At 72.8% G+C, this 26,592-nt stretch carries 24 protein-coding genes; 11 read left to right on the forward strand and 13 right to left on the reverse strand.

What is annotated here, in order from left to right; genetic code table 11:
- The first annotated feature begins 1 nt into the window (after position 1).
- Positions 2–556 (forward strand): GNAT family N-acetyltransferase, encoded by a 555-nt coding sequence (locus BJ971_RS06995; protein ID WP_184990882.1) that lies wholly within the window; start codon positions 2–4, stop codon positions 554–556.
- On the opposite strand, the gene BJ971_RS07000 is transcribed toward BJ971_RS06995, so the two are convergent.
- From BJ971_RS07000 to BJ971_RS07025, 6 genes are all read right to left on the reverse strand, one after another.
- Positions 496–1,221, reverse strand: a complete 726-nt coding sequence (locus tag BJ971_RS07000) for a DUF2306 domain-containing protein (protein WP_184990884.1) — start codon at positions 1,219–1,221, stop codon at positions 496–498. The two genes, BJ971_RS06995 and BJ971_RS07000, sit on opposite strands and share 61 nt — an antisense overlap.
- A 101-nt stretch (positions 1,222–1,322) precedes the next feature.
- The gene (locus tag BJ971_RS07005) at positions 1,323–1,976 is read right to left on the reverse strand and encodes a response regulator (protein ID WP_184990886.1); all 654 of its coding nucleotides are present in this window, start codon (positions 1,974–1,976) and stop codon (positions 1,323–1,325) included.
- Positions 1,973–3,109, reverse strand: coding sequence for a sensor histidine kinase (locus BJ971_RS07010; protein WP_239087836.1), 1,137 nt, complete (start codon positions 3,107–3,109; stop codon positions 1,973–1,975). Before BJ971_RS07010 ends, BJ971_RS07005 begins: the two co-directional genes overlap by 4 nt.
- A gap of 47 nt (positions 3,110–3,156) precedes the next feature.
- Positions 3,157–4,182: a zinc-dependent alcohol dehydrogenase family protein gene (locus BJ971_RS07015; RefSeq protein WP_184990890.1), complete on the reverse strand. Its 1,026-nt coding sequence runs from the start codon at positions 4,180–4,182 to the stop codon at positions 3,157–3,159.
- Entirely contained in the window at positions 4,151–5,053 is a 903-nt protein-coding gene (locus BJ971_RS07020) for a hypothetical protein (RefSeq protein WP_184990891.1), read from the reverse strand. Before BJ971_RS07020 ends, BJ971_RS07015 begins: the two co-directional genes overlap by 32 nt.
- A 69-nt stretch (positions 5,054–5,122) precedes the next feature.
- A complete protein-coding gene (locus BJ971_RS07025) occupies positions 5,123–5,701 on the reverse strand; it encodes a DUF1684 domain-containing protein (protein ID WP_184990893.1) in 579 nt (192 codons plus the stop codon).
- A 130-nt stretch (positions 5,702–5,831) separates the two neighbouring features.
- Between BJ971_RS07025 and BJ971_RS07030 the strand changes: the two genes are divergently transcribed.
- Positions 5,832–9,452, forward strand: coding sequence for an alpha-L-rhamnosidase (locus tag BJ971_RS07030; protein ID WP_184990895.1), 3,621 nt, complete (start codon positions 5,832–5,834; stop codon positions 9,450–9,452).
- Here BJ971_RS07030 and BJ971_RS07035 read toward each other — a convergent pair.
- Entirely contained in the window at positions 9,439–10,377 is a 939-nt protein-coding gene (locus BJ971_RS07035; RefSeq protein ID WP_239087835.1) for a phosphotransferase family protein, read from the reverse strand. The genes BJ971_RS07030 and BJ971_RS07035 overlap by 14 nt on opposite strands.
- Before the next feature lie 105 nt (positions 10,378–10,482).
- Between BJ971_RS07035 and BJ971_RS07040 the strand changes: the two genes are divergently transcribed.
- The 3 genes from BJ971_RS07040 (at position 10,483) to BJ971_RS07050 (ending at position 13,054) form a co-directional block, all read left to right on the forward strand.
- Positions 10,483–11,484, forward strand: coding sequence for a hypothetical protein (locus tag BJ971_RS07040; protein ID WP_184990897.1), 1,002 nt, complete (start codon positions 10,483–10,485; stop codon positions 11,482–11,484).
- Between the two features lie 45 nt (positions 11,485–11,529).
- Positions 11,530–12,411 carry a siderophore-interacting protein gene (locus BJ971_RS07045; RefSeq protein ID WP_184990899.1) on the forward strand — a complete coding sequence of 294 codons (882 nt, stop codon included), beginning with the start codon at positions 11,530–11,532 and terminating at the stop codon, positions 12,409–12,411.
- Between the two features lie 127 nt (positions 12,412–12,538).
- Positions 12,539–13,054: a ricin-type beta-trefoil lectin domain protein gene (locus BJ971_RS07050; protein WP_184990901.1), complete on the forward strand. Its 516-nt coding sequence runs from the start codon at positions 12,539–12,541 to the stop codon at positions 13,052–13,054.
- A gap of 87 nt (positions 13,055–13,141) precedes the next feature.
- On the opposite strand, the gene BJ971_RS07055 is transcribed toward BJ971_RS07050, so the two are convergent.
- From BJ971_RS07055 to BJ971_RS07065, 3 genes are all read right to left on the reverse strand, one after another.
- Positions 13,142–14,476, reverse strand: coding sequence for a TolB-like translocation protein (locus BJ971_RS07055; protein WP_184990903.1), 1,335 nt, complete (start codon positions 14,474–14,476; stop codon positions 13,142–13,144).
- A 113-nt stretch (positions 14,477–14,589) separates the two neighbouring features.
- Positions 14,590–15,813: a multidrug effflux MFS transporter gene (locus BJ971_RS07060; RefSeq protein WP_184998699.1), complete on the reverse strand. Its 1,224-nt coding sequence runs from the start codon at positions 15,811–15,813 to the stop codon at positions 14,590–14,592.
- A gap of 440 nt (positions 15,814–16,253) precedes the next feature.
- On the reverse strand, positions 16,254–17,801 hold the full coding sequence (locus tag BJ971_RS07065; RefSeq protein WP_239087889.1) for a ricin-type beta-trefoil lectin domain protein: 1,548 nt from the start codon (positions 17,799–17,801) through the stop codon (positions 16,254–16,256).
- Positions 17,802–18,118: 317 nt separating this feature from the next.
- On the opposite strand from BJ971_RS07065, the gene BJ971_RS07070 reads away from it, so the two are divergent.
- The 6 genes from BJ971_RS07070 to BJ971_RS07095 all read left to right on the forward strand — a co-directional run bounded on the left by BJ971_RS07070 (position 18,119) and on the right by BJ971_RS07095 (position 23,778).
- Complete coding sequence (locus BJ971_RS07070) at positions 18,119–18,322, forward strand: cold-shock protein (RefSeq protein WP_184990906.1); 204 nt, start codon at positions 18,119–18,121, stop codon at positions 18,320–18,322.
- Positions 18,323–18,401: 79 nt separating this feature from the next.
- A complete protein-coding gene (locus BJ971_RS07075) occupies positions 18,402–19,136 on the forward strand; it encodes a class I SAM-dependent methyltransferase (protein WP_184990908.1) in 735 nt (244 codons plus the stop codon).
- 76 nt (positions 19,137–19,212) lie between these two features.
- Complete coding sequence (locus BJ971_RS07080; protein ID WP_184990910.1) at positions 19,213–20,373, forward strand: NAD(+)/NADH kinase; 1,161 nt, start codon at positions 19,213–19,215, stop codon at positions 20,371–20,373.
- On the forward strand, positions 20,373–20,669 hold the full coding sequence (locus BJ971_RS07085; RefSeq protein ID WP_184990912.1) for a UBP-type zinc finger domain-containing protein: 297 nt from the start codon (positions 20,373–20,375) through the stop codon (positions 20,667–20,669). Before BJ971_RS07080 ends, BJ971_RS07085 begins: the two co-directional genes overlap by 1 nt.
- An 11-nt stretch (positions 20,670–20,680) precedes the next feature.
- Positions 20,681–22,339 carry an NAD(P)/FAD-dependent oxidoreductase gene (locus tag BJ971_RS07090; protein ID WP_184990914.1) on the forward strand — a complete coding sequence of 553 codons (1,659 nt, stop codon included), beginning with the start codon at positions 20,681–20,683 and terminating at the stop codon, positions 22,337–22,339.
- 2 nt (positions 22,340–22,341) lie between these two features.
- Positions 22,342–23,778 (forward strand): ATP-binding protein, encoded by a 1,437-nt coding sequence (locus BJ971_RS07095; protein WP_184990916.1) that lies wholly within the window; start codon positions 22,342–22,344, stop codon positions 23,776–23,778.
- A 41-nt stretch (positions 23,779–23,819) separates the two neighbouring features.
- Here BJ971_RS07095 and BJ971_RS07100 read toward each other — a convergent pair whose 3' ends face one another.
- Genes BJ971_RS07100 through BJ971_RS07110 form a run of 3 tightly spaced genes read right to left on the reverse strand, consistent with a single transcriptional unit; the run spans position 23,820 to position 26,448 of the window.
- Complete coding sequence (locus BJ971_RS07100) at positions 23,820–24,326, reverse strand: mycothiol transferase (RefSeq protein ID WP_184990918.1); 507 nt, start codon at positions 24,324–24,326, stop codon at positions 23,820–23,822.
- Between the two features lie 28 nt (positions 24,327–24,354).
- A complete protein-coding gene (locus BJ971_RS07105; protein ID WP_184990920.1) occupies positions 24,355–25,083 on the reverse strand; it encodes a hypothetical protein in 729 nt (242 codons plus the stop codon).
- Between the two features lie 39 nt (positions 25,084–25,122).
- On the reverse strand, positions 25,123–26,448 hold the full coding sequence (locus tag BJ971_RS07110) for an MFS transporter (protein WP_184990922.1): 1,326 nt from the start codon (positions 26,446–26,448) through the stop codon (positions 25,123–25,125).
- Positions 26,449–26,592: the final 144 nt, after the last annotated feature.

The following is a 26,592-nucleotide window of genomic DNA, read 5'->3' on the forward strand; positions in this document are numbered from 1 at the left end:
CATGTTCGCGATTGATCTTGGTGACGGCGCCGAGCTTCGGCCGCTGGAGCCCTGGCAGGTTTCCGAGTTCCTCGCACACATGGACCGCGCGCGGGCGAGCGTCGACCCGTGGATTCCCTGGGCGGGCGTGAGCACCGACCTGACCACCGCGTCGGCGACGCTGCAACGCTACGCCGACATGATGGCCCGCGACGCCGGCCGGCTCTACGGCATCTGGCTCGACGGCACGCTCGTCGGCGGCACCATGTACGTCGACTTCAACGCCAAGGACGGCAGCTGCGAGATCGGCTGCTGGCTGGAGCCGGCCGGCACCGGCCGCGGCCTGATCACCAAGGCGGTGGCCCGCCTGATCGACTGGGCGATCGTGGACCGCGGCATCTACCGCGTGCAGTGGCACTGCCGCCCGGACAACACGGCGAGCTCCAACGTGGCCCGGCGGCTCGGCATGCGGGTCGACGGCCTGCTGCGCGGTGAGTACCTGTACAAGGGCGTCCGCTACGACACCGAGGTCTGGTCGCTGATCGCCCCCGACTGGACGCCGCTGGCCCGGCGCTGAGCCGCCGCTGACGCGCGGGCCCGCCGCCGGGCCTCCGGCCGCCGGATGATCCACTCGGCGACCAGGATGTTGATCAGCCAGGCGAGGCCCATCAGCATCGCGTGTCCCAGCGGACCGGGCGGATCGGCCAGCCCCATCGACGGCCCGACGGTCAGCACCTGGGTGCCCGCGGCCATGCCGATGGCGTAACCGCGGATCATCCAGGCCCGGTGCCGGACGATGTCGCGGCGCAGGATCGCCCGGAAGCTGATGAGGATCGCCACGGCCATGAACGCGCCGAGGACGAGCCGCATGACGCCAAGGACCCCGAAGCGCGTCCCGTCATGCTCGGGCAGGTCGTAGAAGAGCGTCATCCACATGCCCGAGAGCGCCGCCGCCACTCCACTCGGGACCAGGACCCGTCCCGACAGGCGGTGCCAGCGGGGCCGGCGGCGCCGCAGGCCCGGGTGGAACTGGAAGGCGCCGAGGACGCAGAACAGGGTCGCGCCGATGATGTGCACGACAACGGGCAGGGGCACCTCGACGAAGCGCGCGTTCTCCGGCGTGGCCTCCGCGCCGGCGGCCAGGGTCGTCACGCGGAACGCGCCGGCGATGACCGGCACCGCGCTGAGCAGGAGCAGGCCCGCGGTCGCGAGCCGGGCGGTCCAGATCGGGGAGATCCTCATGGCCTCGATCGTGCCGACTACGGCGGCGTCGCCTCATCGGAAAATGGGCCGCGGCAGCGTCGTACCACGGTACGAGGAGCGGGCCGTACTTTCGGCGCGGATCAGCGCCGGACGCGGTTGGTCTCGTAGGCCCACATGGCGATCTCGACGCGGTTCCGCGCCGGAATCTTCGTCATCAGGCTGGTGATGTGCGTCTTCACGGTGCTGAGCGTGATGAAGAGCTCCGCGGCGATCTCGCCGTTGGTCCGCCCGCTCGCCACCGCGGCGAGCACCTGCTCCTCGCGGTCGGTCAGCGGATCGGCGGGCTGCGCCGTGCCGGCCGGACCGCCCGCCGCGAACGTCCGGAGCAGCCGCGCGGTGACGCTCGGCGCGATCAGGGCGTCGCCGACGGCGGCGGCGTGCACGGCCTGGGCCAGCATGGCGGTGCCGGCGTCCTTGAGCAGGAAGCCGCGGGCGCCGGCGCGCAGCGCGGCGTAGACGTACTCGTCCAGGTCGAAGGTCGTGATGACCACGACGGCGATCGGGTCCGGCACCTCGGGTCCGGCCAGCGCGCGGGTGGCCTCGATGCCGTCGAGGCCGGGCATCCGGATGTCGAAGAGGCACACGTCGGGGCGCAGGTGCCGGGCCAGTTCGACGGCGCGGTGCCCGTTGGCGGCCTCGCCGACGACCTGGATGTCCGGCTGCGAGTTGAGGATCATCGTGAGTCCGGTGCGGACGATCTCCTGATCGTCGGCGACCACCACCCGCACGGTCACGTGGCGCCCCCGGCGCGCGGCAGCACCGCGGTGACCGTCCAGCCGCGGCCGGCGGCGGGGCCGGCCTCGCAGGTGCCGCCGAGCAGGCCGGCGCGTTCTGCCATGCCGATCAGCCCGTACCCCGTTCCGGCCGGGGCGCCACCGCCGGCCTCGCCGTCGTCGCTCACCTGTAGGCGTACCGAATCGGGGTCCGCCGAGACGCGGACCTGGATCCGGGTCGCGTGCCGGGCGTGCCGCCGGGCGTTGGTGACCGACTCCTGCGCGAGCCGGAAGATCGCGGAGCCGACCGCCGGGGAGACGTCGTCGAGGTCGCCGGCGATGCCGACGTCGACGGACGGGCCGGAGCGGTGCCGGCCGGCGAGCTTCTCGAGATCGGCGATGCGCGGGCCGGGCGTGAGCTCGGCCGGCTCGTCGCGGCGCAGGATCCGGACCATGCCGCGCATCTCGGCGAGGGCCCGGGACGCCTCGGCCTCGATCACCCGCAGCGCGTCGGTCGCGGCGTCCGGATGCGAAGCGGCGGTGGCGAGGCCGGCCTGCGCCCGGATCGCCATCGCCGACACGTGGTGCGCGACGGTGTCGTGCAGGTCCCGGGCCAGCCGCTCGCGTTCGAGCAGCTTGACCCGCTCGAGCTCGCGGAGCCGGGCGGCGGCCCGGTAGCGCAGGGCGAGACCCGGCGTGATCGCCGCCGACACCACCACGAACCCGGCGAACATGTCGCCCGGGCTGATCTGCCCGACGGCCGCGGCCCCGCCGATCTTGGCGAACACGATGGCGAGGCCGAGCACGATCGCGCGCCCGGACCCCCACCGGACCAGGGCGTAAACCAGGATCAGGACGAAGGCGACCGCGTTGTTCTCCAGCTCGGTGCCGCCCATCGCCAGCGGCGCGAGCGCGGTGACGCCGAACGCGATCGCGAGCATCGGCAGCGGCCGGGTCCGCCGCCACAGCAGGGTCGGCAGCACCGCGACGACGATCACCACCGACAGCGCCCGCCACTGCAGGCCGGCCCGGAACACGCCCTCGATCACCGCGAGGGGCACCAGCGCGCCGAGCAGCGCCCAGTCCCGCCACACCCGCGCAGGCGGGTGCGGGGGAGCGGGTTCGGCCCATACGGAGCGCAGAACTTCGTGCACCTGCTGATGGTACGGGGGCACCAGGCCCGCCATATCGGCCCAAAGTACTAGGGCACGACGACCCGGACACCAGGCGTCGCCGGAACGTCCATCGCGGCCAGGGCCGCCGGCACGGCCGCCAGGCCGATCTCCCCGGTGATCAGCTCCGCGGGCCGCAGCCGGCCGGACTCCACCAGGGGCAGCAGTTCGGCGTACGCGTGCGCGGGCATGCCGTGGCTGCCCAGGATCTCCAGCTCGTGCGCCACGACCAGCTCCATCGGCACGGTCGGGCGCCCGGACGCGGCCGGCAGCAGTCCGACCTGGACGTGCCGGCCGCGCCGCCGCAGCCCCTCGATCGACGCCGTCAGCGTGGCCTGGCTGCCCAGCGCGTCGATGGAGACGTGCGCGCCGCCCCCGGTGAGCTCCGGGATCTCGGCCACCCGCGCGGCGTCCAGCGTCACCGCGGCGCCGCACGTGCCGGCCAGGGCGAGTGCCGCGGGGGACACGTCGACCGCGATCACCCGGGCGCCCGCCGCGGCCGCGATCATCACCGCGGACAGGCCCACCCCGCCGCAGCCGTGCACGACCAACCACTCGCCGGCCCGGACCCGGCCCTGGTGCGCCACCGCCCGGAACGAGGTGGCGAACCGGCAGCCCAGGACGGCCGCCGCGGCGAAGTCCACCCGGTCGGGAAGGCGGACCAGGTTGGTCATGGCGTGCGGCACCACGACGAGGTCGGCGAACGAGCCCCAGTCGGTGAAGCCCGGCTGCCGCTGCCGGTGGCACACCTGCTGGTCGCCGGCGCGGCAGGCCGGGCAGGTGCCGCAGGCGCAGATGAACGGCGCGGTCACCCGGTCGCCCGGCCGCCAGCCCTCGACGCCGGGTCCGACCGCGGCGATCACCCCGGCGAACTCGTGGCCCGGCACGTGCGGCAGGCGGATGTCGGGGTCGTGGCCGCGCCAGCCGTGCCAGTCGCTGCGGCACAACCCGGTCGCCCGGACGGCGACCACGACGCCGCCCTCCGGCGGCTCCGGGTCGGGCACGTCGCGGACCCAGGGGAGCTCACCGAACCGTTCGTAGATCACCGCGCGCATCCGTCGATGGTGCCAGGCGCCCGTACGAGGTGAGGGTCCGCAGCGCCCCGAGGGTGACGATGCCGCGCCACTCGAGGCGGGAGGCGGCGCTCGGCGGTTCCCAGGTGATCTGCCAGCCGCCGTCCGCCGCCTGCGCCCGGGCCAGGTGGTCGAGGTGCCCGTCGATCTGCGCCGGGGTGAACAGGGAGCGCCAGCGCGAGTCCGCGAAGGGCGCGACGGTCAGCGGCGTCAGCCCGTAGCCCTCGGCGTCGGGATCCAGGTGGAACATCGCCGAGGCGGTCAGGCGCTCGAACACCGCGGCCGCGTGCTTCTCGGCGCGCTCGGCGTCCCCGGCGTGCTCCAGGAAGGCCAGCACCTCGGCGAGCGCGTGCACCTCGTCGGGCAGGTCGCCCGATTCGAGGGCGCGCCAGCAGTACCGGGTCGCCTCGTCGCGCCACGGGTGCGCGAAGCCGATCCGGTGCAGCAGAGCGGCCAGCCCGGCGGTCGGGTTCAGCCCCGGCGCGTAGGTCCAGTCCGACCAGTGCTCGGCGCGCGGGTAGGCCTCGATGACGTTGGAGGCCAGCGCGACGGCGCCCCCGACGGACTGGCGGCCCAGAAAGTCGCAGGCCCGGCGCAGCATCTCGGTGTCGTCGGCGCCGGCCGACGCGTACGCCTGCAACGCGATCTCGACGTCGATCGGCAGGCTGGCCGGGCAGCGCTTGTCCGGCTCGAGCCCGTGGCCGAAGCCGCCGTCGTCGTTCTGGTAGCCGCGCAGGGCGGCGACAACGCCGGCCGAGGGCTCGCCGAGGAACAGCGTCGCGAAGAGGCGCTGCTCCAGCAGGCGCGCCTCGGACCACAGGAATCGCACCGCGGCGGAGAAGGATTCACTCATGAGCACAGGCTAGGAAGCCGGGGCCCCGGCGTCTTGAACGAATCGGACGCTCTGGAACGTTGCAACGCCTCAGCGGTACCGGAGCTCGCCCGCGCGGACGGGTACGTCGAGCCGGTTCTCCGGTGGCGCGAGCGGGCACAGCCACCGGTCGTCGTACGCGCAGCTCGGGTTGTAGAGGTAGTTGAGGTCCAGCCGGACCCGGCTCGGCGAGAGCCGCTCCACGCCGCGGCCGTGCGTGCCCTTCACCGTGTCGGTCAGGTACCGCCCGCCGCCGTAGGTCTGGTCGCCGCAGGTCGTGTCGCGCACCGGCAGGAACAGCCCGCCGCCGTACGCGACAAGCCACCACAGCGACAGCTCGCCCCAGGGCGTGTCCAGGATGCCGACGCGGTCGTAGCGGCACACGCCGTCCGGCCCGGCCGTGTCGATCTCGATGGTGCCGGGCGCCTCGCGCAGGTCGACGTCGGCGATGAAATCGTCGCTGGGCGGGAAGTAGCGGATGCCGGTGAAGTCGTCGGTGCGCGGGATCGGCGACTGCGGGTGGCTGGAGAAGAGGCGGTCGCGCCGGTCGCGGAAGTCGGTGAGACCGGTCGCGTTCAGGTAGATGTCGGCCACCGCGGCGCGGTAGCCGGCGAGTTCGAGTGCCTGCACAACGGCCACCGTATCCCGCGGGCCTTGAGTGGATCTTGCTATTCGTCCTACAGTCGTATGAGCCAGATATTGAAACGTTTAAATGTCTGGATACCCGTACCGTTCGCCTCCCCCCACCGAGGAGAACCGCATGTACCCGTCCCTACCCCCTCCTGCCCGAAAACTGGTCGCCCTGGCCGCCGCGGTTGTCACCGCGCTCGCCACCGTCGGCGCCCCGGCGAGCGCGGCCCTGGTGACGACCCCGGTCACCGTCGACGGCGCGCACTGGATCTGGTACCCCGAGGGTGCTCCCGCGCAGAGCGCCCCGGCCGCCACCCGCTACCTGCGCCGCACGTTCACCGCGCCCGCCGGCCCGTACGCCGACGCCCAGCTCGTCGTCACCGGCGACGACACCGTCGACGTCTGGCTCAACGGCACCTACCTGGCCGGCTCGCCCCGCGCCGCCGACTCGTGGAAGCAGGCCCGCTACGTCGACCTGGCCGCGGCGCTGCGGTCCGGCAGCAACACCCTCCAGATCGCCGCGCGCAACACCAGCGCCGGCCCCGCCGGCGTCCTCGGCCGGGTACGCGTCGCCGCCGCCGGCGGCACCGTCGACCTCGTCACCGACGGCTCCTGGCAGGCCGCGAACTCCGTGCCCGAGGCCTGGGTCGCCGCGGCGGACCTCGGCGCGTACGGCGCCGGGCCGTGGGCGCAGTCCGTCGCCGCCGCCGACAACGCCGCGGCCTCGCCGGTGACGCCCGCCGGGCTGACCACCGAGCGCCGCACGGACCCGGTCGGCGTCGACCCGCGCAGGCCGCGCTTCGGCTGGCGGCTGGACGCCACCGCGAACGGCCAGGTGCAGGGCCGCTACCAGGTCACCGTCGGCAGCACGGCCGGCGGCGCGGACGTCTGGGACAGCGGCCAGGTCGCGTCGGCGGCAAGTGTCGACGTCGCGTACGGCGGACCCGCGCTGGCGAGCAACCGGACCTACCACTGGCGGGTGCGGGTCTGGGACGCACAGGGCCGGCCCAGCCCGTGGAGCCCGTCGGCCCGCTTCGACACCGGATACGTCGACCCGGCCACCGAGTGGCAGGCCGCGTTCATCGGCGCGCCCGGCGGCGCGAGCCTCGCCGGCGCCGAATGGATCTGGTACCCCGAGGGCGACCCGGCGAGCACCGCACCGGCCGCCGAGCGGTTCTTCCGCCGCACCTTCGACCTGGCCGCCACCGGCAAGGCGACGCTCGTCGTCACCGGCGACGACACGGCCGACGTGTGGATCAACGGCGCGCGGGTGAGCTCCTCGCGGCGGGTCGTCGACGCGTGGAAGCGCGCCACCACGGTGGACGTCTCCGCGCAGGTGCGCGCCGGCGCCAACACGATCGCCGTCGCCGCCACGAACACCACCGCCGGCCCGGCGAGCGTCATCGCCAAGCTGACCGTCGGGACCACCACCGTGTCCACCGGCGCGGCGTGGAGGTCGGCGCAGAGCGCGCCGGCGGGCTGGCAGCAGCCGGGCTTCGACGACGGCGCCTGGCCCGCCGCCCGGGCGACCGCCGCGTACGGCTCGGGACCGTGGGGCACCCAGGTCGCGGTGCCGAACCCCACGCCGTACCTGAGCAAGGGTTTCGCCGTGAGCAAGCCGGTCGCCCGGGCCCGGCTCTTCGCGACCGCGCTGGGCCTGCACGACACCTACCTCAACGGCGTCAAGGTCGGCGCCGAGCGGCTCGCGCCGGGCTGGACCGACTACGGCAAGCGCCTGCAATACCGCGGCTACGACGTGACGGCGGCGCTGCGGCAGGGCGACAACACGCTCGGCGCGCTGCTCGGCAACGGCTGGTACTCCGGCAGCATCGGCTTCGCCGGCAGCCAGCGGTACGGCACCTCGCCGTGGTACTCCGCGCAGCTGTCCATCGAGTACGCCGACGGCACGCGCGCGGACGTCCGTACCGATGGATCGTGGTCCGCGGCGCCCAGCGTGATCGTCGCCGACGACCTGTACCACGGCGAGGACCAGGACGCCCGGATCTCGTCCGCGGCCGGGACGCCCGTGACGGTGCGGACCGCCGCCAAGCCGCGGCTCGTCGCACAGGTCGACCCCGGCGTGACCGTGCGGCAGGAGCTGCGGCCGAGGTCGATCACGCAGCCCCGGCCGGGCGTGTGGATCGCCGACCTGGGGCAGAATTTCGCCGGCTGGAACCGGCTGCGGGCGACCGGGCCGGCCGGCACCCGGATCACGCTGCGGCACGGCGAGATCCTGAACGCCGACGGCACGCTCTACACCGCAAATCTGCGCGCCGCGCAGGCCACCGACACGTTCACCCTCGCTGGCACCGGCGCGGCGGAGGTCTTCGAGCCGCACTTCACCGTGCACGGCTACCGCTACGTCGAGCTGACCGGCTTCCCGGGCACGCCGACCGCCGACAGCCTCACCGGGCTCGCGGCCTGGACCGACGGCGCCGAGACCGGCACTTTCAGCAGCAGCGACGCGCTCGTCAACCAGCTTCAGCACAACATCGTCTGGGGCGCGCGCTCGAACATGCTGTCGATACCGACCGACTGCCCGCAGCGCGACGAGCGGCTCGGGTGGACCGGCGACATCGCCGCGTTCGGCGCCACGTCGACGTTCAACTTCGACACGCACGGGCTGCTCGCCAAGTTCGCCGACGACCTGGTGGACGCGCAGCGCGCCGACGGGGCGTTCACCGACGTCGCGCCGGCCGTCATCGACGGCGCGGGCAAGGCCGGCTGGGCCGACGCCGGCGTCATCGTGCCGTACACGATCTGGCAGCGCTACGGCGACCTGTCCGTCGTGGACCGCAACTTCGCGGCGATGGCCCGCTACGTCGACTACCTCCGCTCGACCGCGGGCGCGGACCTGATCCGCAACCACGAGACGTTCGGCGACTGGCTCAACGTCGACGACAACACGGCGAACGACGTGAGCAGCACGGCGTTCTTCGGCTGGTCCGCCCGGCTGCTCTCGCGGATGGCCGCGGCGACCGGGCGCACGGCCGAGGCCGCGAGCTACGGCACGCTCGCGGACCAGATCGCGGCCGCCTTCACCGGCAGGTTCGTCGCCGCCGACGGGACCGTGTCCGGAAACAGCCAGACCGGGTACGTGCTCGCGCTCGCGTTCGGCCTCGTGCCGGCGAACCGTACCCAGGCGGTCGCGGACAAGCTCGCCGCCAAGGTCGCCTCGCGCAACGGGCACCTCTCCGTCGGCTTCATGGGCGTGGAGAACCTGCTGCCGGTGCTCGCCGAGTACGGGCACGCGGCCACCGCGTACCAGATCCTGCAACAGCCGGACTATCCCGGCTGGGGCTACATGAACTCGCGCGGCGCGACCACGATCTGGGAGCGCTGGGACGGGATCAGGACGGACGGCACGCTCCAGGACGTCGGCATGAACTCGTTCAACCACTACGGCCTCGGCTCGGTGGGCGACTGGCTCTACCGAACGGTCGGCGGCGTCGGCCCGGCCGCACCGGGCTACAAGCAGGTGCTCATCGCCCCGAAACCCGGCGGCACGCTCACGGCCGCGACCGCGTCGCTGCTCACCGCGTACGGCCAGACGCGCTCGGAGTGGACCCGGGCCGGCTCGGCGCTGACGCTGCGGGTCGTGGTCCCGCCGAACGCCACCGCGACGGTACGGGTGCCGGCCTCCTCGGCCGCGGCGGTGACCCCGCCGCCGGAGGCGGTGCCGCAGGGCTACGCGAACGGCGTCGCCTCCTACGCCCTCGGCTCGGGCAGCTACACGTTCACCGCCGGCTGAGGTCCCTCAGCTCCTCCTCGAGCAGCCCGGTCAGGCGGACGTGCCGGTCTCCGCCGACCGGGATGCCTCGGCTCGGGCCTTCGGCCAGCATCAACACGTAGAGGTGTACCCGGTAGAGCGCGAGCCGGGTGCGCGCGGGGTCATCGAGGACGAGACCGGTCGCGGCGGCGTAGCCCCGCAGGAACGGGTGCTCCGGCTCGTCCTCGATGCGGCGCCGCAGCGCCGGGGAGACGAGGTCCAGCAGGGGGTCGCCCCACAGGTGGCGTTCGCCGTCGACAAGCCCGGTCAGCCGGCCGCCGGCGGCCAGCACGTTGCCGTCCCAGAGGTCGAAGTGCAGCAGCGCGGGCCGGGTGACCGTAGCCAGGTTGCCCGCGTGCCGGGCGGCCAGCTCGCCGAGGCCCGGCGGCAGCGGCACCTCCCAGTCGGCGGCGTCGGCCAGCAGGGCGTCGAGCATCGCGCCGAACGCCGCCGGCCAGTCGGCGCCGCGGGCCCGGTCGCCGGTGTAGCCGAAGTGCGGGCCGGTGATCCGGTGCAGGCCGGCGATCGCGGCGCCGAGCTGCTCGCGGACGCCGGCGCTGTTCGCCACGCCGGTCAGGGCGGTGCCCGGCAGCAGGCTCGTCACGATCCAGTCCTCGGCCACGTGCAGCACCTCCGGCACCGGTACGCCCGGCGCGCTGGACCGGACCAGCCGGAAGTAGGCCGCCTCGGCCTCGATGAGCCCGCTCTCGTACCGCAGCAGCCGGGCCGACGGCGGCGGCCCGACCTTCACCACCACGTCGCGGCCGTCGGTCAGGGTGGCACGCCACACGGCCGCGAATCCGCCGCCGGACAACTCGGCGGCATCGGCCACCTTCGCACCCAGTTCCGGCGCGATCAGGCCGTCGATAGTGCAGATGTCGAGGTTGCGTTGGGTCGGACTGCGCATGACGCATTGTGCAACCCGCCCCTGGTACGAAAACCTAAGGGTCCACGAAGGAATCGAGCGCCGGCCGATGGTGTCTCGAAGGCCCGGAAGGGTACACAGGCTTGCATGACCGTCAGTGACGAACGGCCGGGGCTGGCTGTCCCCGACCGGGACATCACCCCCCTCCCGGACAGCCGCACGGTGCCGCTGGCCCCGCCGGCCGACGCCGATGACCTGCCGCGGTACCTCCATGCCCTGCGCCGCCTCGCCGACGCCGACGACCTGGCGGCCGCGCACTCGGGCTGCACCCTCGCCGTCGACCTGGCCGGCCGGCTCGGCTCGGCGGCCGGGCTCGTCACCGCGTACTCGCAGCGCAGCTCCGTCTCCCGGCGCCTGGGCCGGCTGGCCGAGGCCGCCCGGGACGCGGAGGCCGCCGCGGAGCTCTTCGCCGTCTCCGGCGGCGACCCGTCGGGGGCCGCCGCCGCGCTGCTGATGTCGCGGCGCATCGCCGTCCTGCTCGACCTCGGCGACCTCGACTGCGCCGACGGCCTGCTCGCACCGTCCGGCTTCGCCGGCGTGCTGCCGGACGAGCCGGAGTTCCTGCTCCTGCGCTACGTCCGCGGCCGCCTGCACGCCGAGGCGGCGCGCCCCGGCGAGGGCCTTGCCGACCTGTACCGGTGCGGCGAGCGCCTGGCCGTGCGGCGCTCCGACCATCCCGCCGTGCTGCCGTGGCGCTCGGCCGCCGCCGCCGTGCTGGCCGGCCTCGGCGCCGGCGAGGCGGCCGAGCGGCTGGTCGCCGAGGAGGTGGCGCTGACCCGGCGGCACGGGCTCGCCTCCGCCCTGGGCCGGGCGCTGCGCATTCAGGGGCAGGTGCGTTCGGGCGCCGAGGGCATCTGCCCGGCCGAGGAGTCGATCCGGGTGCTGCGCGGCACGCCCCGGCGCTTCGAACTGGCGATGGCCCTTGTCGACCTCGGCGCGCTGCTCAACGCCGCGCGCCGCCGCCCGCAGGCGCGCCGGGTGCTGCGCGACGGGCTGGAGTTGGCGCAGGAGTGCGGCTCGCCGGCCCTGGTCGCCCGGGCCCGTGCGCTGTTCGCCGGCAAGACCCGTCTCGCGCCGCCGTTCAAGTAAGGGTAGCCTTAGCTGCGTTGGCCTCCCCGCAGCGAACGGACGGTTATGACGATCACAGCCCAGGCCGCCGCCCGCCCGGTCACCGAGCCCTATGTGCCGTTCGCGCTCGAGGTCAGGAGCTGCGTGCGCCTGAGCACCACGTTCATGCGGGTGACGCTGGCGGGGGAGTCGCTCGTCGACTTCGACCACCACGGCTTCGACCAGCGGATGAGCCTGCTGTTCCTGCCGCCGGGCACCGACTGCGAGGCGTTCGCCCGCGAACCCGACTGGACGCAGGCGTGGCGCAGCGGGCCGTCGGCGTCGTGGGCGCCGCTGCGGGTCTACACGGTGCGGGCCTTCCGGCCGCGGGCGCGGGAGATCGACGTGGACTTCGTGCTGCACGGCACGGGCAGCCCGGCCTCGCGCTGGGCGAGTCACGCCGAGCCGGGCGACCGGATCGTCATGATCAGCGCCGCGAAGGGCCACCCGATCACGGACGTCGCCTGGCGGCCGCCGGCGGGCGCGAACCGGCTGCTGCTCGCGGCGGACGAGGCGGCCCTGCCGGCGGCGGCCTCGATCCTGGAGAGCCTGGACCGCCCGGCGCGGGCCTTCCTCGAGGTGCCGTTCCCGGACGACCGCCTGACCATCGGCGGCCCGGCGGAGATCACCTGGCTGGTCCGGAGCCGGGGCGAGCGGCTGGGGCCGGTGGTCCGCGAGCAGCTGGACCGCGCCGCGCCGGCCGGTGCGCCGGGCGCCGTCGTCGAGCAGGAGGACGGCGACGTGTGGGACGTGCCCGAGGAGACGGCGGGCGGCTTCTACGCGTGGCTGGCCGGCGAGGCGGGGCCGGTGGTCTCCCTGCGCCGGCACCTGGTGGGCGAACGTGGCGTCGACCGCCGCGCGGTGGCCTTCATGGGCTACTGGAAAAAGGGCCGCGCCCAGCCCAACTAGATGGTGCCTCCCAGGAAGATCCACGCCCTGGTCGACGAGTGTGCCCTGAGTCACATCGAACCGGGCGGCGGGCTACGAAAGTGATCAATACGCTTTCGGCGTCATCGACACCACGGGGAGACATTTCATGCGTTTTTCGAGAACCCGCACTCTGACCGCCGCCGTCGCCGCCGGCATCATGGTCGCGGTCGCCATGACGGCGCCCGCCTTCGCCGCCGACCGTCAGCGGGGCCTGCGCAACAAGGAGTTCAGCCCTGCCGACCTGGGCACGGGGATTGCCGGCTCGGCGTCCGAGGCGTGGCTGCGCAACGTCAGCCTCATGGAGATCTTCACGATTGAGGACAAGGGCACCTACGACAGCCAGCCCCAGGTGAAGATCCAGAATGGATATGGTCGCTGCCTCGACAGCCGCGGCAACCACAGCTCCGAGTCAGCCTGGTTCCTGAGCTGCAACAGCGGCGACTACCAGCTGTGGCAGATCTTCACCAACGGCAACGGCACGAAGACCTACAAGAACAAGGGTGCCTGGACCCAGCAGGGCCGGCACCTCTGCCTGGCCAGCTCGGGTGTGAACAGGGCGGTCATCATGCAGTTCTGCGGCCTCACCACCGGACGCCAGCAGTGGACCGAGATCGCACCCTGACCGAGGCGTAGGCCGGAGCCCGGAAACAGAGTCGGGGTGCGGCGGGCTCAGCCGCCGCACCCCGATCCTTCCGAAACCGGCTGCGGGTCAGTCCGCCTGGGTGTGGACGAACACGTCGCGGGCCAGGTTGACGTCGCCGGGTACCAGGTTGGACGCCGTCGACTCGAAGACGACGCGGCGGCCGAAGGCGCTGATCGACGGGTTGGCGCTGGGGCCGTCGCCCTGCTCGCCGGCGTCGGAGACGCTGACCCGGGTGGTGTTACCGGCGACCAGGTCGCGGACGAACACGTCCGGCGCGCTGTTGGTGTCGCCGGCGACCAGGTTGCGGGCCCACGACAGGTAGGCGACGTAGCGGCCGTCCGGGCTGATCGCCGGCCGGACGCTGCCGAGGTCGCCCTGCACGCCCGCGCCGGACACGCTCACCAGCGTGGTGACGCCGGCGGCCAGGTCGCGGATGAACACGTCCTCCCGGCCGTTGGTGTCGCCCTCGACCAGGTCCGGCGCCCACGAGGAGAACGCCACGTAGCGGCCGTCCGCGCTCATCGAGGCGTGCACGCTGTGCAGGGTGCCCCGCGCGCCGACCCGGTGGACGCTGACCTGGGTGGTGGTGCCGGTGGCCAGGTCGCGCAGGTGGACGTCGGCCGTGAGGCTGGAGCCGCTCTGCGGCGTCATCGCCTCGAACGTCACGTAGCGGCCGCCGACCACGGGCGAGAGGCCGCCGTCGAGGTCGTCGTACGAGTCGGCGGAGGGTACGTCCGCCCGCAGGCCGTCGCGGGTGATGTTCACCCGGACCGTGGTGCCGGCGGTCAGGTCCCGGACGAACAGGTTCTCCCGGTCCGCACCGCCGGCGTCGTCGCCGTCGGCGAGGGGCAGGGTCGACTGGAACGTCACGTGGCGGCCGTCGGCGCTGATCCGGGACAGCTTCGCGCTGTCCGCGGCGCCCTGCGCACCGGACGGCGCCAGGCTGGCCCGGACCGTGGTGCCGGCGGTCAGGTCGCGCACGAACACGTCGCGCCGCCTGTTGGTGTCGCCGGCGACCAGGTCGGCGGCGTCCGAGGCGAAGCTGACGTAGCGCCCGTCGTCGCTGATCGACGGCGCGTAGCTGTTGCCGCCGGCCTGCGCACCGGCGCCGGAGACGCTGACCCGGGTCGTCGTGCGGGCGACCAGGTCGCGCACGAACACGTCCTCGGTGCGGTTGGTGTCGCCCGCGACGAGATTCGCCGCCCGCGAAGAGAACGCGACGTAGCGGCCGTCGGCGCTCACCGCTCCCGCGGCGGCGCCGCCGGGCTGTGTGCCGTTGTTGGCGACGTTGACCCGGGCGGTGCTGTTGTTCTCGGCGGCGAACGCGTTCGTCGCCAGGCACGCCATCGCGACCCCCGCCGAGAGCACGCCCGCGGCGGCGGCGAACGTACGTGGCCTCATGGAGTTTCTCCTTCAGATCGGGTGGGCGCCGCAGGGCACGCGGCGCCGCAAAGCTCGGTCGGCACGCTATCGACGAGCCTTTGGGTGATCTTTGGGTCGACTCCGCGGCGGCGTCAGTGCGCTGCGGCCAGGGCGGGTTCGGCGGCCTCGACGGGCAGGCGCCAGGGGCGGACGACCAGCAGCAGGACCACGTTCGCGCCGATCATGCCGCCGGCGATCACCAGGGCCATGCCGGTCGCGCCGGTGCCGAGGACGCCGACCAGCGGAGCCGCCAGCGCGCCGACGCCGAACTGGACCGCGCCGAGCAGGGCCGCCGCGGTGCCGGCCGCCTCGCCGTGCCGCGAGAGCGCGAGCGCCGGCGCGTTCGGCAGCGCCAGGCCGGCCGAGGCGAGGACCGCCCAGAGCGGCACGAGCACCGCGGGCAGGCCACCGAAGCCGGTGGCGGCGACCAGGAGCAGCACCAGGCCCGCGACGGCGCCGCCGGCGAGCGCGGAGATCAGGATCTGCGACGGCGACCAGCGGCGCAGCAGCCGCACGTTGAGCTGGGTTGCCGTGATCAGGCCGACCGCGCCGGCGCCGAACACGAAGCCGAACTGCTGCTCGCTGAGGTGGTATTGCTCCTGGAAGACGAACGACGAGCCCGAGACGTAGGCGAACAGGGCGGCCATCGCCAGCCCGGCCACCAGGATCAGTCCGACGTAGGTCCGGTCGGCGAGGAGCCGGCCGTAGTCGCGGACCGTGCCGACCACGCCGCCGTTGCGCCGCCGCGCGACCGGCAGCGTCTCCGGCAGGCCCAGCGCGGTCACCGTCAGGATCGCGATGCCGAAGAGCGCCAGCACGACGAAGACGCCGCGCCAGGACGTCCAGTTCAGCGTGATGCCGCCGAGCGTCGGCGCGAGGATCGGCGCGGCGCCCATGACGAGCATGAGGCGGGACAGCAGCTTGGCCGCGGCGAGCCCGGTGAACAGGTCGCGGACGACGGCCATCGCGACGACCGCGGCCGCGGCGGCGCCGAGGCCCTGGAGGACCCGCAGCGTGCCGAGGACGGCGAGGTTCGGCGCGATGACGCAGAGGATCGACGCCGCGATGTGCACGGCGATCCCGGCGAGCAGCGGCGCACGGCGGCCGACGGCGTCGGAGACCGGGCCGATCAGCAACTGGCCGAGCGCGAGGCCGGCCAGGGTCCCGGTGAGGGTGAGCTGAACCGCGGCGGCGGTGGTGTGCAGGTCGTCGGTGATCGTCGGCAGTGACGGCAGGTACATGTCGATGGTGAGCGGGCCGAGGGCGATGAGGAAGCCGAGCACCAGCACGAGCCGCAGCCGCTCGCGGGGGGACATGAGCTCCCCGGGTGTCTGCGCCGCTCGTGTTCCGGGGCGTTCGGGCGCCTGGGTCATGGTGGGTCCCATCCGTGGTCCGGGTCGGTCGGGTAAAGCGTCCGACACGGGTACGACAAGTTCACGGGCGTGCGCAGGATTCCCAGGAATGCAATTTGGTGTCGCCTGTCACATCAATCGAAATCGCGGTATTGCGGGCCGGTGAAAAGCCCGACCGGATTATGGAAATTCGGTTGACTGGCCGGCTCGGGACCGGGTCGGAACGACGTCGCCCCGGTGCGGGTCGCCGGGTGCTGCCAGCCCGCCCTCCCGCCGGACGTCGGGCATGACGCCCCACGCGCGACTCGTCACGCCCGGGAGAATGGTAGTTGCCGTGAACAATTATCCCGGACCGAAAACCCGCCGATCGCGGACGGTGCGATCGGCGGGCCGTCACGGTTCGGTCAGCCGCGCCGCCATTTCTGGTTCAGGGTGCCGGCGCAGTCCCAGATCTGGATCCTGGCGCCGTCGTTGCCGTTCCAGTCCCTGATGTCGAGGCACTTGTTCGCCTGCGGGTTGACCAGGTCGCCCGCGGCCGAGAGCACGAACTGCTGCGCCGGGTTCCCGTTGCAGCCGACGATCTGAATGATCGTGCCGTTGGTGGTCGATCCCCACGGAACGTCCATGCACTTGTTGTTCGACGTCAGCAGCGTGCCGTTCACGGACGTCCACTTCTGCGCGCCGGTGCCGTTGCAGCCCCACATTTGCAGCAGCACGCCGTCGGAGAAGTTCGAGTTCGGCACGTCGATGCACTTGTTGTTCCAGTTGCTGACGAGCGAGCTCGCGCCGCCGCCACCGCCGCTGGTGGTCAAAGAGAGGCCGTAGACGCCGAGAATCTCGTTGACGGGCTGGAACCACATCGTGCCGCCGGACGAGCAGTTGCCGGTGCCGCCGGAGGTGACGCCCTGTGCCTGGTTGCCGGAGATCCAGGAGCCGCCGGAGTCGCCCGGCTCGGCGCACGCGTTGCTGCGGCTGAGGCCGGAGACGGCGCCCTGCGAGTACACGATCGTTTCGTTGCGGCCCAGGATCGTGCCGCAGCGCCAGCCGGTGGTCCGGCCGGAGCGGCAGACCGAGCTGCCGACGGCGGCGTCCTGCGAGCCGGCCACGATCACGTTGCCGCCCGCGTAGTTGTTCACCCACGGCTGGGGCGTCCAGTTGGCGTTCGTCCGGATCCACGAGTAGTCGTTGCCCGGGAACGACGAGCCGGCGAACGTGCCCTGCGAGACGTTGTTGTAGCCGAGGGTCGGGCTGTTCACGCCGCCGCAGTGGCCGGCGCTGACGAAGCCGCCCGCGACGGCGAAGCCGACCGAGCAGAGCGTGTTGCCGTTGATCACGTACTGGTCGCCGCCGCGGATGTCGTACATCGGCCTCGGCGCCTCGGGGGCGTCGACGACGGTGACCGCGCCGGCGCCGCTGTCCTGGGCGAACCGTCGCGCGGCGGCGGCGCCGCCGGGCCGGGCCATGACGACGAGGCGGTTGGCGGCGACGTCGACGTACCAGCCGCGTACCGCGGTGCCCTTCGCGCCGGCGGCGTTGCGGTCCAGCCGCGTGCGGGCCGCGGCGAGGTCGGCGGCGCCGCGCGCGACGATCTTGACGTTGGCGCCCTCCGCGCGCACGGCGGCGGCCGTCGCCGGGTCGGTGACCGCGACGGTGAGCCGCTCGGCGCCGGCCGGGATCCAGGCGCCGGCGAAGGCCTTGCCGAGCTTGGCGCGCAGTCGCCGCTCGACGACCGGTGCCGCCGCCTCGGTGGCGAGGCGGGCCGCGATCTGGTCGTCGGTGAGCCGCAGGTCGCGGCGCATCGCGGCGACCATGCCGGGCGCCATGTCGAACCGGGCGGCCGCGGCGGGTTCGGTGGGTGCCGGCGTCTCCGCGGCGAAACCTGTTAACGGGAAGAGGCCGAGGGTGGTCACCGCGACGGCGGCGACACCGAGCAGCTTGATGGGACGTGACATGGGGATCCTTCCGCTGACCGGGGGAAACTCAGTGGGAAGGAGAGCGCTCTCTGGATCGGAGTCTGTCGATATTTAGTAATTCTGTCAAGAAACTTCAATGATTATTGTCCACCGATGTCAGGTCGCGACGCGGCGTCACGCCGTCGCGTTCCGTGCTAGCTTGGAGGGGTTGTCGTTCCGATTTCTCATATTTACCAGAGCCTGGTGGGTATCCGAACCCTCCAGGCTTTTGTCGTATGAGTCCGGTTTCCTGATCTTTACGGGCGGCGACGGAGTTCGCGAGGTGCGAACTCCTTGTGGTTGCGAAAGGGCTTGACATGGCTGTCGGCACAGTGAAGTGGTTCAACGCGGACAAGGGCTTCGGTTTCATCACCCAGGACGGTGGTGCTCCGGACGTGTTCGCACACTTCTCCGCCATCGCCTCCGACGGATACCGCACTCTCGAGGAGAACCAGCGGGTTGAGTTCGACGTCGAGCAGGGCCAGAAGGGCCTGCAGGCAGCGAACATCCGTCCCATCTGACGTACGTCACGAGGGCCGTGCCTCCCGCGTTGAGCGGGAAGCGCGGCCCTCGGTCGTCTCCCTTACGGAAAAGAGTGGTGTGAAGACGTACTCCGGAGCGCCCTACGCGGTCGTGACCCACAGCCCCCTCCAGCGACGCCTGCTGCGTAACGCCTCGTTCCCCGCGCGGGCGCCGCAGCAGGACGCCCTGAAGATGACCCCCGTGCCCATGGTTCCGGAGGTACATCTGTTCCTCGCCGAGGACTCGGTGCTGCTCTGGGCCCGGCTCGAGACCGAGGCGGGCGGGCCGCTGCCGGCGCCGTACTGGGCGACGGCCTGGCCGGGCGGGCAGGCACTCGCCCGCTACGTCCTGGACCACCCGGAGCTCGTCGAGGGCCGCAGCGTCCTTGACCTCGCCTCCGGCTCCGGGCTGGTCGCCATCGCCGCCGCGCAGGCCGGCGCCGCCGAGGTGACCGCCAACGACACCGACGCGTACGCCATCGCCGCGATCCAGGCGAACGCGAACGCCAACGGCGAGCGGATCGCGACCGTCGTGGACGACCTCACCGGCGGCGACGGCGAGGGCGCCGAGGTGATCCTCGCCGGCGACTGCCTCTACAACGCCGACGTCGCGGCCAAGATGCTGCCCTTCATCGGCCGCGCCATGAACCGCGGCGCGACAGTGCTGCTCGGCGACCCCGGCCGCGGGTACGCCCCGGACGGGTTCCTGCGCACCCTGGCGACCTACCAGGCGGCGACCCTCGGCGCGCAGGAGGACGGCCAGCGCGACCAGACCAGCGTGCTGACCCCGGCCGCGGTCGCCCTCACGAGCTGACCTTTGCTCGCCGGATCCCGGTCGGACGTGCGAGGCTGAGCGCTGACGCGTGCGACCGGGGGTGTCATTGGTGGGCATGATCAAAGTGGTCGGGCTGGTCCTGCATCCGAGACGGGACTGCGGATCCGCCATCGACGCCATCGTGCGGTGGGCGGCGGCGCATGACGTGACCGTGCTCGGGGTGCATGACGAGATCAACCGGATCGACTGCGACGCCGTCGCGGTCTCCGCCGAGGAGATGGTCGAGCGCGCCGGGCTGCTGGTCAGCCTCGGCGGCGACGGCACCATGCTGCGCACCATGCGTCTGGTCGAGGGCCGCAAGACGCCCGTGCTCGGCGTCAACGTCGGCCGGCTCGGCTTCCTCGCCGAGGTCGACCTGCCCGACCTGCCCGGCGCCCTGTCGTCGATAGACGAGCACCGGTTCACCATCGAGGCACGCACCGCGGTGCGTGCCGTGCTGCCCGGCGGCGAAGAGGTGTCGGCGTTCAACGACATCGCCCTGGTCCGGGTGCCCGGCGACGGGCTCGCGCACGTCGGCATCAACGTCGAGGGCAGCAACTTCGTCCGGTACGCGGCCGACGCGGTGATCGTCGCGACGCCGACCGGCTCGACCGCGTACAGCTTCTCGGCGGGTGGCCCGATCGTGTCGCCCAACGTCGAGGGCCTGCTGGTCAGCGCCGCCGCGGCGCACTCGTCGTTCAACCGCTCGCTGATGCTGTCGGCCGACGAGCAGCTCGAGCTCGACGTGCGCCCGACCAGCGGCCGGCTCGCGGTCGAGGTCGACGGCATCATCCACGGGTACGCCGAGCCCGGCGACAAGCTGGCCATCGTCTCCGTCCCCGCGGCCGCGCAGGTCATCCGCTTCGGCGGGACCTCGTTCTACGAGCGCGCCCGCCGCAAGCTGCGGGTCGAGGGCAGCGCACAGGTCGGCGGCGGCGAGCCGGCGGACGCCACGGTCGTCGACAGCTTCGAGCGGTCGCGCTACGAGGTCCTGCTCGACGGCGAGCTGGCCGGCATCCTGAGCTACCGGCGCCACGGCGGCGCGGTCGAGCTCACCCACACCGAGATCAACCAGGCCTTCCAGGGCCAGGGCCTGGCCGCCCGCCTGGCCGCGGCGGCACTCGCCGACGCCCGCGGCCGGGACACCCCGGTGATCGCGACCTGCCCCTTCGTCGCCCGCTACGTGGAGCGGCACCCCGAGTTCAACGACCTGCTCGCCGAGGGAGGGTCCCGCTGATGACCGATACCACCTGCACACACCTCGACCGGACCGGCGACGTGAGCCCGTCCGGCGCCGGCTGCGTCGAATGCCTGGCCGCCGGCGGCCGCTGGGTGCACCTGCGCGTCTGCATGACGTGCGGCCACGTCGGCTGCTGCGACTCGTCGCCCGGCCGGCACGCGACCGCCCACTTCCACGCCGCCGGCCACCCGATCGTGCAGTCGTACGAGCCGGGCGAGGACTGGTGGTGGTGCTACCTGGACAACGTGGCCTTCGAGGTCGCGGACGACGCCCGCTCGTTCACGCATCCGTAAGGACTTCCGCCATGGGCCAACCCGCCATCCTGACCGTCGACGACGACCCTTCGGTCTCCCGGGCCATCGCCCGTGACCTGCGGCGGCGCTACGGCGAGGCGTACCGGATCATCCGGGCGGCTTCGGCAGCGGAGGCGCTCGAGGCGCTGCGCGAGCTCAAGCTGCGCGGCGGCCGGGTCGCCGTCCTGCTGGCCGACTACCGGATGCCGCAGATGAACGGCATCGAGTTCCTGGAGCAGGCGATGGACCTGTTCCCGAACGCCCGCCGCGCCCTGCTCACCGCGTACGCGGACACCGACGCGGCGATACAGGCCATCAACGTGGTCGACGTCGACCACTACCTGCTCAAGCCCTGGGACCCGCCGGAGGAGAAGCTCTACCCGGTCATCGACGAGCTGCTCGACGCCTGGCAGGCCACCGGCGACCGGGAGATCGAGGACATCCGCGTCGTCGGGCACCGGTGGAGCGAGCCGTCGTACCAGATCCGGGACTTCCTGGCGCGCAACCTGGTCCCGTACCGGTGGCTCGCCGCCGACGACCCCGAGGGGCGCCGCCTGCTGGACGCCGCGGGTGTCGGCCCGGAGTCGATCCCGCTGGTGGTCACCGCGGACGGCCGGGCGATGGCGCAGCCGAGCACGTCGGAGGTCGCCGAGGCGGCCGGGCTGTCGACGGCCCCGGAACGCGACTTCTACGACCTGATCATCGTGGGCGGCGGCCCGGCCGGGCTCGGCGCCGCCGTCTACGGCGCGTCCGAGGGCCTCCGGACGCTGCTCGTCGAGCGGCAGGCCGTCGGCGGGCAGGCGGGGCAGAGCTCCCGGATCGAGAACTACCTGGGCTTCCCGGACGGCATCTCCGGCGCGCAGCTCACCGACCGGGCGCGCCGGCAGGCCGGCAAGTTCGACGCCGAGGTGCTCAACACCCGCGAGGTGGTCGGCCTGCACACCGACGGCTCCGCACGGACGCTGCGTTTCGCGGACGGCGCGGAGGTCTCGGCGCACTCGATTGTGCTGGCCACCGGCGTGGCCTACCGGCCGCTGATCGCTGACGGCATCGCCGAGCTGACCGGCGCCGGCGTCTACTACGGCTCGGCCGCGACGGAGGGGCCGTCCTGCGCGGGCAGCGACGTCTACATCATCGGCGGCGCGAACTCCGCCGGCCAGGCCGCGCTCTTCTTCTCCCGGTACGCCCGGAGCGTGACCCTGCTGGTGCGCGGCGACTCCCTCGAGGCGTCCATGTCGTACTACCTGATCCAGCAGCTCAACAGCGTCGAGAACGTGCACGTGCGCACCCGCTGCGAGGTGGTCGGCGCGCAGGGCGGCGGCCACCTACAGGCGATCACCATCTGCGACAGCAAGAACAACACGGTGACCAGCGTCGAGTGCGGCTACCTGTTCGTCTTCATCGGCGCCGAGCCGCGCACCGACTGGCTCGGCGACGCGGTGGCCCGCGACGAGAAGGGCTTCGTCTACACGGGCCCCGACCTGCTCTCGCCGAATGGGGGCCGGCCGCGGGGATGGGATCGGGACCGGGATCCGTTCTATCTGGAGTGCAGCGTTCCCGGCATCTTCGCCGCCGGCGACGTCCGGGCCAACTCGGTCAAGCGGGTGGCCTCGGCGGTCGGCGAGGGCGCGATGGCCGTCACGCTGGTCCACCGCTACCTGGAGGCGTAGTGATGACCGAACCCGGCAGGCTCGCCGTCGACGAGCTGCGCACCCTGTTCCTTTTCGAGAAGCTGACCGACGAGCAGCTGGCCTGGCTCGCCGCGCACGGCCGCACGCGGCGCGTCGCGGCCGGGCAGCTGGTGATCCAGGAGGGTGAGCCGGCCGAGGAGTTCTTCGTCCTGCTCAGCGGCACCGTCTCGCTCACCCGCAGGGTCGGCCAGGACGACGTGGAGACCATCCGTACCGAGCAGCGCGGCGTCTACATGGGCGCGACCCAGGCGTACCTGCGCGACGAGGGCGTGCAGCGCCGGTACCAGGCGTCCATGCGCGCGCTCGACGACAGCGACTTCTTCGTGCTGAGCGCCGAGGACTTCGGCGCCCTGATGCGCGAGTGGTTCCCGATGGCGCTGCACCTGCTGGAGGGCCTGACCCTCGGCATGCGCAACACCCAGGCGGCGATCGGCGAGCGGCAGCGGCTGATGGCGCTCGGCGCGCTCTCCGCGGGCCTCATGCACGAGCTCAACAACCCCGCGGCCGCCGCGTCGCGTGCCACCGGGGCGCTGCGCCAGCGGGTCGCCGGCATGCGGCACAAGCTGGGCATGCTCGCCGCCGGCAAGGTCGCGCCGGAACGGCTCGACGCGCTCGTCGAGCTTCAGGAGGACGTCATCGAGCGGGCCGCGAAGGCGCCCGTGCTGACCGCCCTCCAGGCCTCCGACCGCGAGGACGAGCTCGGCGACTGGATGGAGCGCAACGACGTCACGGGCGGCTGGGACCTCGCCCCGGTCTTCGCCCAAGGCGGGCTCGACCTCGACTGCCTGGAGCTGATCAAGGCCAAGGTGGTCGAGCCGGGCCTGCTCGACCAGGCCATCCACTGGATCGGGTACGCGCTCGAGACCGAGCAGCTGATGAGCGACATCGAGGAGGCCACCGGCCGGGTCTCCTCGCTGGTCACCTCGGCGAAGCAGTACTCGCACCTGGACCGCGCCGCGCACCAGTGGATCGACGTGCACACCGGGCTGGACAGCACCCTGGTGATGCTCGCCCACAAGATCGGTACGGGCGTCGAGGTGGTCAAGGAGTACGACCGCGACCTGCCGCAGGTGCCGGCCCACCCGGCCGAGCTCAACCAGGTCTGGACCAACATCATCGACAACGCGGTGCAGGCCATGCAGGGCGCCGGCACGCTGACCGTCAGGACCTACCGCCGCGACGACCACGTCGTGGTCTCGATCGGCGACACCGGTCCCGGCGTACCGGAGGAGCTGCGCAAGCGGGTCTTCGAGCCGTTCTTCACCACGAAGGCGGTGGGCGAGGGCACGGGGCTCGGCCTCGACATCTCGTACCGGATCGTGGTCAGCGGCCACGGCGGCGACATCGTCCTGGACTCCCGGCCGGGCGACACCCGGTTCGTGGTGAGCCTGCCGATGACGGAGCCGGCCTCGCGCTGAGCGGGCGCTCCCGCGGCCGTGGCCGCGGGAGCACCGTCGGCTCAGCCGCCGAGCAGCCCCCGGACGTACGCGGCCTGGCCCGCGTGCTGAATGTCGTCGTTCAGGACGCTCACCAGCCGCACGCCCAGGGTGACCGGCGGATCCCAGGACCGGTCCACGACCTTGTCCAGGTCGCCGGCGGACAGCCCGGCGAGGTAGCTCAGGGTCTGCTCGTGCACCGCCTGGTAGTAGTCGACCAGCACGTTCGAGCTCTCCGGGCGCACGGCCAGCACCTGCGCGGACGTGTGCCCGTAGCCGTTGTCGTCCGGGTCCGGCTTCAGGCCGAGGCGGCCGGCCCAGTCGCCGCTCGTGTACACCTGCTCGGCACCGGTCAGCTCGGCGAGGTGCCCGTCCTGTATCCGGGTGAGGTGCCACACCAGCCAGGCGACCGTGTTGGCGCCCTCGGCCGGTGGGGTGCGCAGCTGCTCCGGGCTCAGGCCCTCGACCGCGGTCCGCACCAGACCGGGCAGGCGGCCGAAGGCCTCGGCGAGCAATTCGTTGACGTTCACGGTGGCGCGCTCCTTCGCTCGGATCGGGTCACTCCGCCGGATCGGTCCCGTCCGGCACCTGCCCGTCCTGGTTCATCGGCTGCTGCTCCTGGGTGTCGGCCGGCGGGGTCTGCTGCGGGACCTCGGCGGTGGGCCCGGTGGTGGGCTCCGCGGTCGGCTCCGTCGTCGCCGCCGGTGCCGGTTCGGTGGCCGGTGCCTCGCCGGCCGGGCCGGTCGGCGTCTCGTCGACGGCCGGCGCCTCGGAGTTCTCCGGCGTCGGCGTCACCGCCGGCTTGCCCGATCCGCCACCGAAGAGGCTGCCGACCGAGGTGGTCGACGACGACGTGGTGCCGACGGTCGACGCCATCGACCTGCCCGTCATCAGCTCGAACATCGTAAGCGCGCCGATGGCCAGCACGAACAACGCCGCCGACGCCACGGCGACGTGTCGCCAGCGGATGTTCCGGCGCGGCGGCACGGTGCGCGACGGGTTCTCCTGTTTCGTGGCGGCGGCGACCGGTGGCGTGCCGACGGCCGACGGCACCTTCACGAACGTCGGTGCGATCGCGCCGATGCGCTTCGCGCCCCGGTTCAGCGACCTGTGGTAAATCTCCGTCCCTAACGAGCCGACGACGCTGGCGACGGCCGCACCGGCCAGCGTGCCGGCGACTCCGAGAAAGGAGCCGACGACCGCCGCGGTGACCGCCGCGAGCGTGCCCGCGATGACCTTGGAAACCTCGATGCCGGACCAGAAACGGTCCGTTGCGTGCTCGCTCATGTCCTCCTCACTTGCCACTTCAGAAATCCGGGCAAAGACTCAACCTTTACCGATACGTTCCCCGCTAAACCAGCCCCGCTCCGCGAGCACCTCGCGCACCGGCCGGACGATCACGCCGTGGTCGGCGGCCATCCGGGCTCTGGCCAGCCTGCGGGTGCGCAGAATGCCGATCAGGCCGATGGCGCCGATCACGTACTGCACCGACATGGCGACCCTGAAGTCCACAATGTCGTAATCGGCCCGCCCGCCCGTGCGGGCGTCGAGAATCAGCCCGACGAGCAGGATCGACACCAGCGACGCGACGAAGCCCCCGACGTTCACGATGCCGGTGGCCGTGCCGAGCCGGCTCGGCGGATTGAAGGTGCGGGCGAACTCGAACCCGATCATCGAGCCCGGGCCGCCCAGGCCCAGCGCCAGCACGAGCAGCGTCAGCACCGGCAGCGGCGCCCGCCCCGGCCACCCGATGACCAGACCCCAGCCGACGGCATTCGCGCCGATCACCCCGAGCACCAGCCACGAGCGGCGCAGCGGATGCCGCTGCACTAGCACGCCGACCACCGGCCCGGCGGCCATGCCGGTCAGGACGAACAGGGTGAGCAGCGCGCTCGCCTCGCCCCGCCGCAGGCCCTCGCCCGCGACCAGGAACGGATAGCCCCAGATCAGCGCGAAGACCGTGCCCGGAAACTGGGTGGTGAAGTGCGTCCACAACCCGAGCCGGGTGCCCGGATGCCGCCAGGCGCCGGCCAGGTCGTCGCCGAGCTGGCGAAGCGTGACCGCCTCGCCCGAGTCGACCCGCCGGTCCGGGGCGTCGTGCAGGGCCACCAGCGCGACGATCGCCACGAAGACCCCGGCGGCCGACGCCGAGACGAAGGCCGCGGTCCAGCCCGCGCCGGCCAGCAGCGCGGCCAGCGGTACGGCGCTGAGCACCTGCCCCAGCTGCCCGACGAGGCCGGAGAGCTGGGTGACGACCGGCACACGCCGGGCCGGGAACCACCGCGGCACCAGCCGCAGCACGCTGATGAACGTCATCGCGTCGCCGGCACCCACCAGGACCCGCGCGAGGACCGCGCCGGTGACCCCGTCCGCGAACGCCATAAGCGCCTGCCCCGCCGCCATGACCAGGCCACCGGTCACGATCAGCCGCAGCGAACCGAACCGGTCCAACAGCAGCCCGACGGGCACCTGGAGGCCGGCGTAGACAAGCAGTTGCAGGACGGCGAACGAGCCGAGCGCACCGGCACCGATGTCGAACCGTGCCTGCGCGTCCAGCCCGGCGACCCCGAGCGACGTGCGATGCAGCACCGCGACCACGTAGGCCGACAGCCCAACGGCCCATACTGCCCAGGCCCGGGCTCCGCCTTGCATGAAAAGGTCTCCGTCCGCTCGCGTCGCCTCCAGCCAACTCCGCGGCGGGGGGCATCGACAACGACCGGGGTCACAACGGGCACGTGCGTCCGGTCACCGGATATGTCGAATCTTGTGGGATAGCGATCGGCGGTCCGCGGTGCT

The sequence above is a fragment of the Amorphoplanes digitatis genome (assembly GCF_014205335.1).
In the GTDB taxonomy this organism is placed as follows: Bacteria; Actinomycetota; Actinomycetes; order Mycobacteriales; family Micromonosporaceae; genus Actinoplanes; species Actinoplanes digitatus.

What these genes read in the sequence shown, in the direction of transcription:
- BJ971_RS07045 (WP_184990899.1), top strand. Translation starts at nt 11,530, where the DNA reads ATGACGATCACAGCCCAGGCCGCCGCCCGCCCGGTCACCGAGCCCTAT.
- BJ971_RS07105 (WP_184990920.1), bottom strand. Translation starts at nt 25,083, where the DNA reads ATGAGCGAGCACGCAACGGACCGTTTCTGGTCCGGCATCGAGGTTTCC.
- BJ971_RS07060 (WP_184998699.1), bottom strand. Translation starts at nt 15,813, where the DNA reads ATGTCCCCCCGCGAGCGGCTGCGGCTCGTGCTGGTGCTCGGCTTCCTC.
- BJ971_RS07080 (WP_184990910.1), top strand. Translation starts at nt 19,213, where the DNA reads ATGATCAAAGTGGTCGGGCTGGTCCTGCATCCGAGACGGGACTGCGGA.
- BJ971_RS06995 (WP_184990882.1), top strand. Translation starts at nt 2, where the DNA reads ATGTTCGCGATTGATCTTGGTGACGGCGCCGAGCTTCGGCCGCTGGAG.
- BJ971_RS07020 (WP_184990891.1), bottom strand. Translation starts at nt 5,053, where the DNA reads ATGAGTGAATCCTTCTCCGCCGCGGTGCGATTCCTGTGGTCCGAGGCG.
- BJ971_RS07015 (WP_184990890.1), bottom strand. Translation starts at nt 4,182, where the DNA reads ATGCGCGCGGTGATCTACGAACGGTTCGGTGAGCTCCCCTGGGTCCGC.
- BJ971_RS07040 (WP_184990897.1), top strand. Translation starts at nt 10,483, where the DNA reads ATGACCGTCAGTGACGAACGGCCGGGGCTGGCTGTCCCCGACCGGGAC.
- BJ971_RS07055 (WP_184990903.1), bottom strand. Translation starts at nt 14,476, where the DNA reads ATGAGGCCACGTACGTTCGCCGCCGCCGCGGGCGTGCTCTCGGCGGGG.
- BJ971_RS07030 (WP_184990895.1), top strand. Translation starts at nt 5,832, where the DNA reads ATGTACCCGTCCCTACCCCCTCCTGCCCGAAAACTGGTCGCCCTGGCC.
- BJ971_RS07070 (WP_184990906.1), top strand. Translation starts at nt 18,119, where the DNA reads ATGGCTGTCGGCACAGTGAAGTGGTTCAACGCGGACAAGGGCTTCGGT.
- BJ971_RS07085 (WP_184990912.1), top strand. Translation starts at nt 20,373, where the DNA reads ATGACCGATACCACCTGCACACACCTCGACCGGACCGGCGACGTGAGC.
- BJ971_RS07090 (WP_184990914.1), top strand. Translation starts at nt 20,681, where the DNA reads ATGGGCCAACCCGCCATCCTGACCGTCGACGACGACCCTTCGGTCTCC.
- BJ971_RS07000 (WP_184990884.1), bottom strand. Translation starts at nt 1,221, where the DNA reads ATGAGGATCTCCCCGATCTGGACCGCCCGGCTCGCGACCGCGGGCCTG.
- BJ971_RS07110 (WP_184990922.1), bottom strand. Translation starts at nt 26,448, where the DNA reads ATGCAAGGCGGAGCCCGGGCCTGGGCAGTATGGGCCGTTGGGCTGTCG.
- BJ971_RS07050 (WP_184990901.1), top strand. Translation starts at nt 12,539, where the DNA reads ATGCGTTTTTCGAGAACCCGCACTCTGACCGCCGCCGTCGCCGCCGGC.
- BJ971_RS07065 (WP_239087889.1), bottom strand. Translation starts at nt 17,801, where the DNA reads ATGTCACGTCCCATCAAGCTGCTCGGTGTCGCCGCCGTCGCGGTGACC.
- BJ971_RS07035 (WP_239087835.1), bottom strand. Translation starts at nt 10,377, where the DNA reads ATGCGCAGTCCGACCCAACGCAACCTCGACATCTGCACTATCGACGGC.
- BJ971_RS07095 (WP_184990916.1), top strand. Translation starts at nt 22,342, where the DNA reads ATGACCGAACCCGGCAGGCTCGCCGTCGACGAGCTGCGCACCCTGTTC.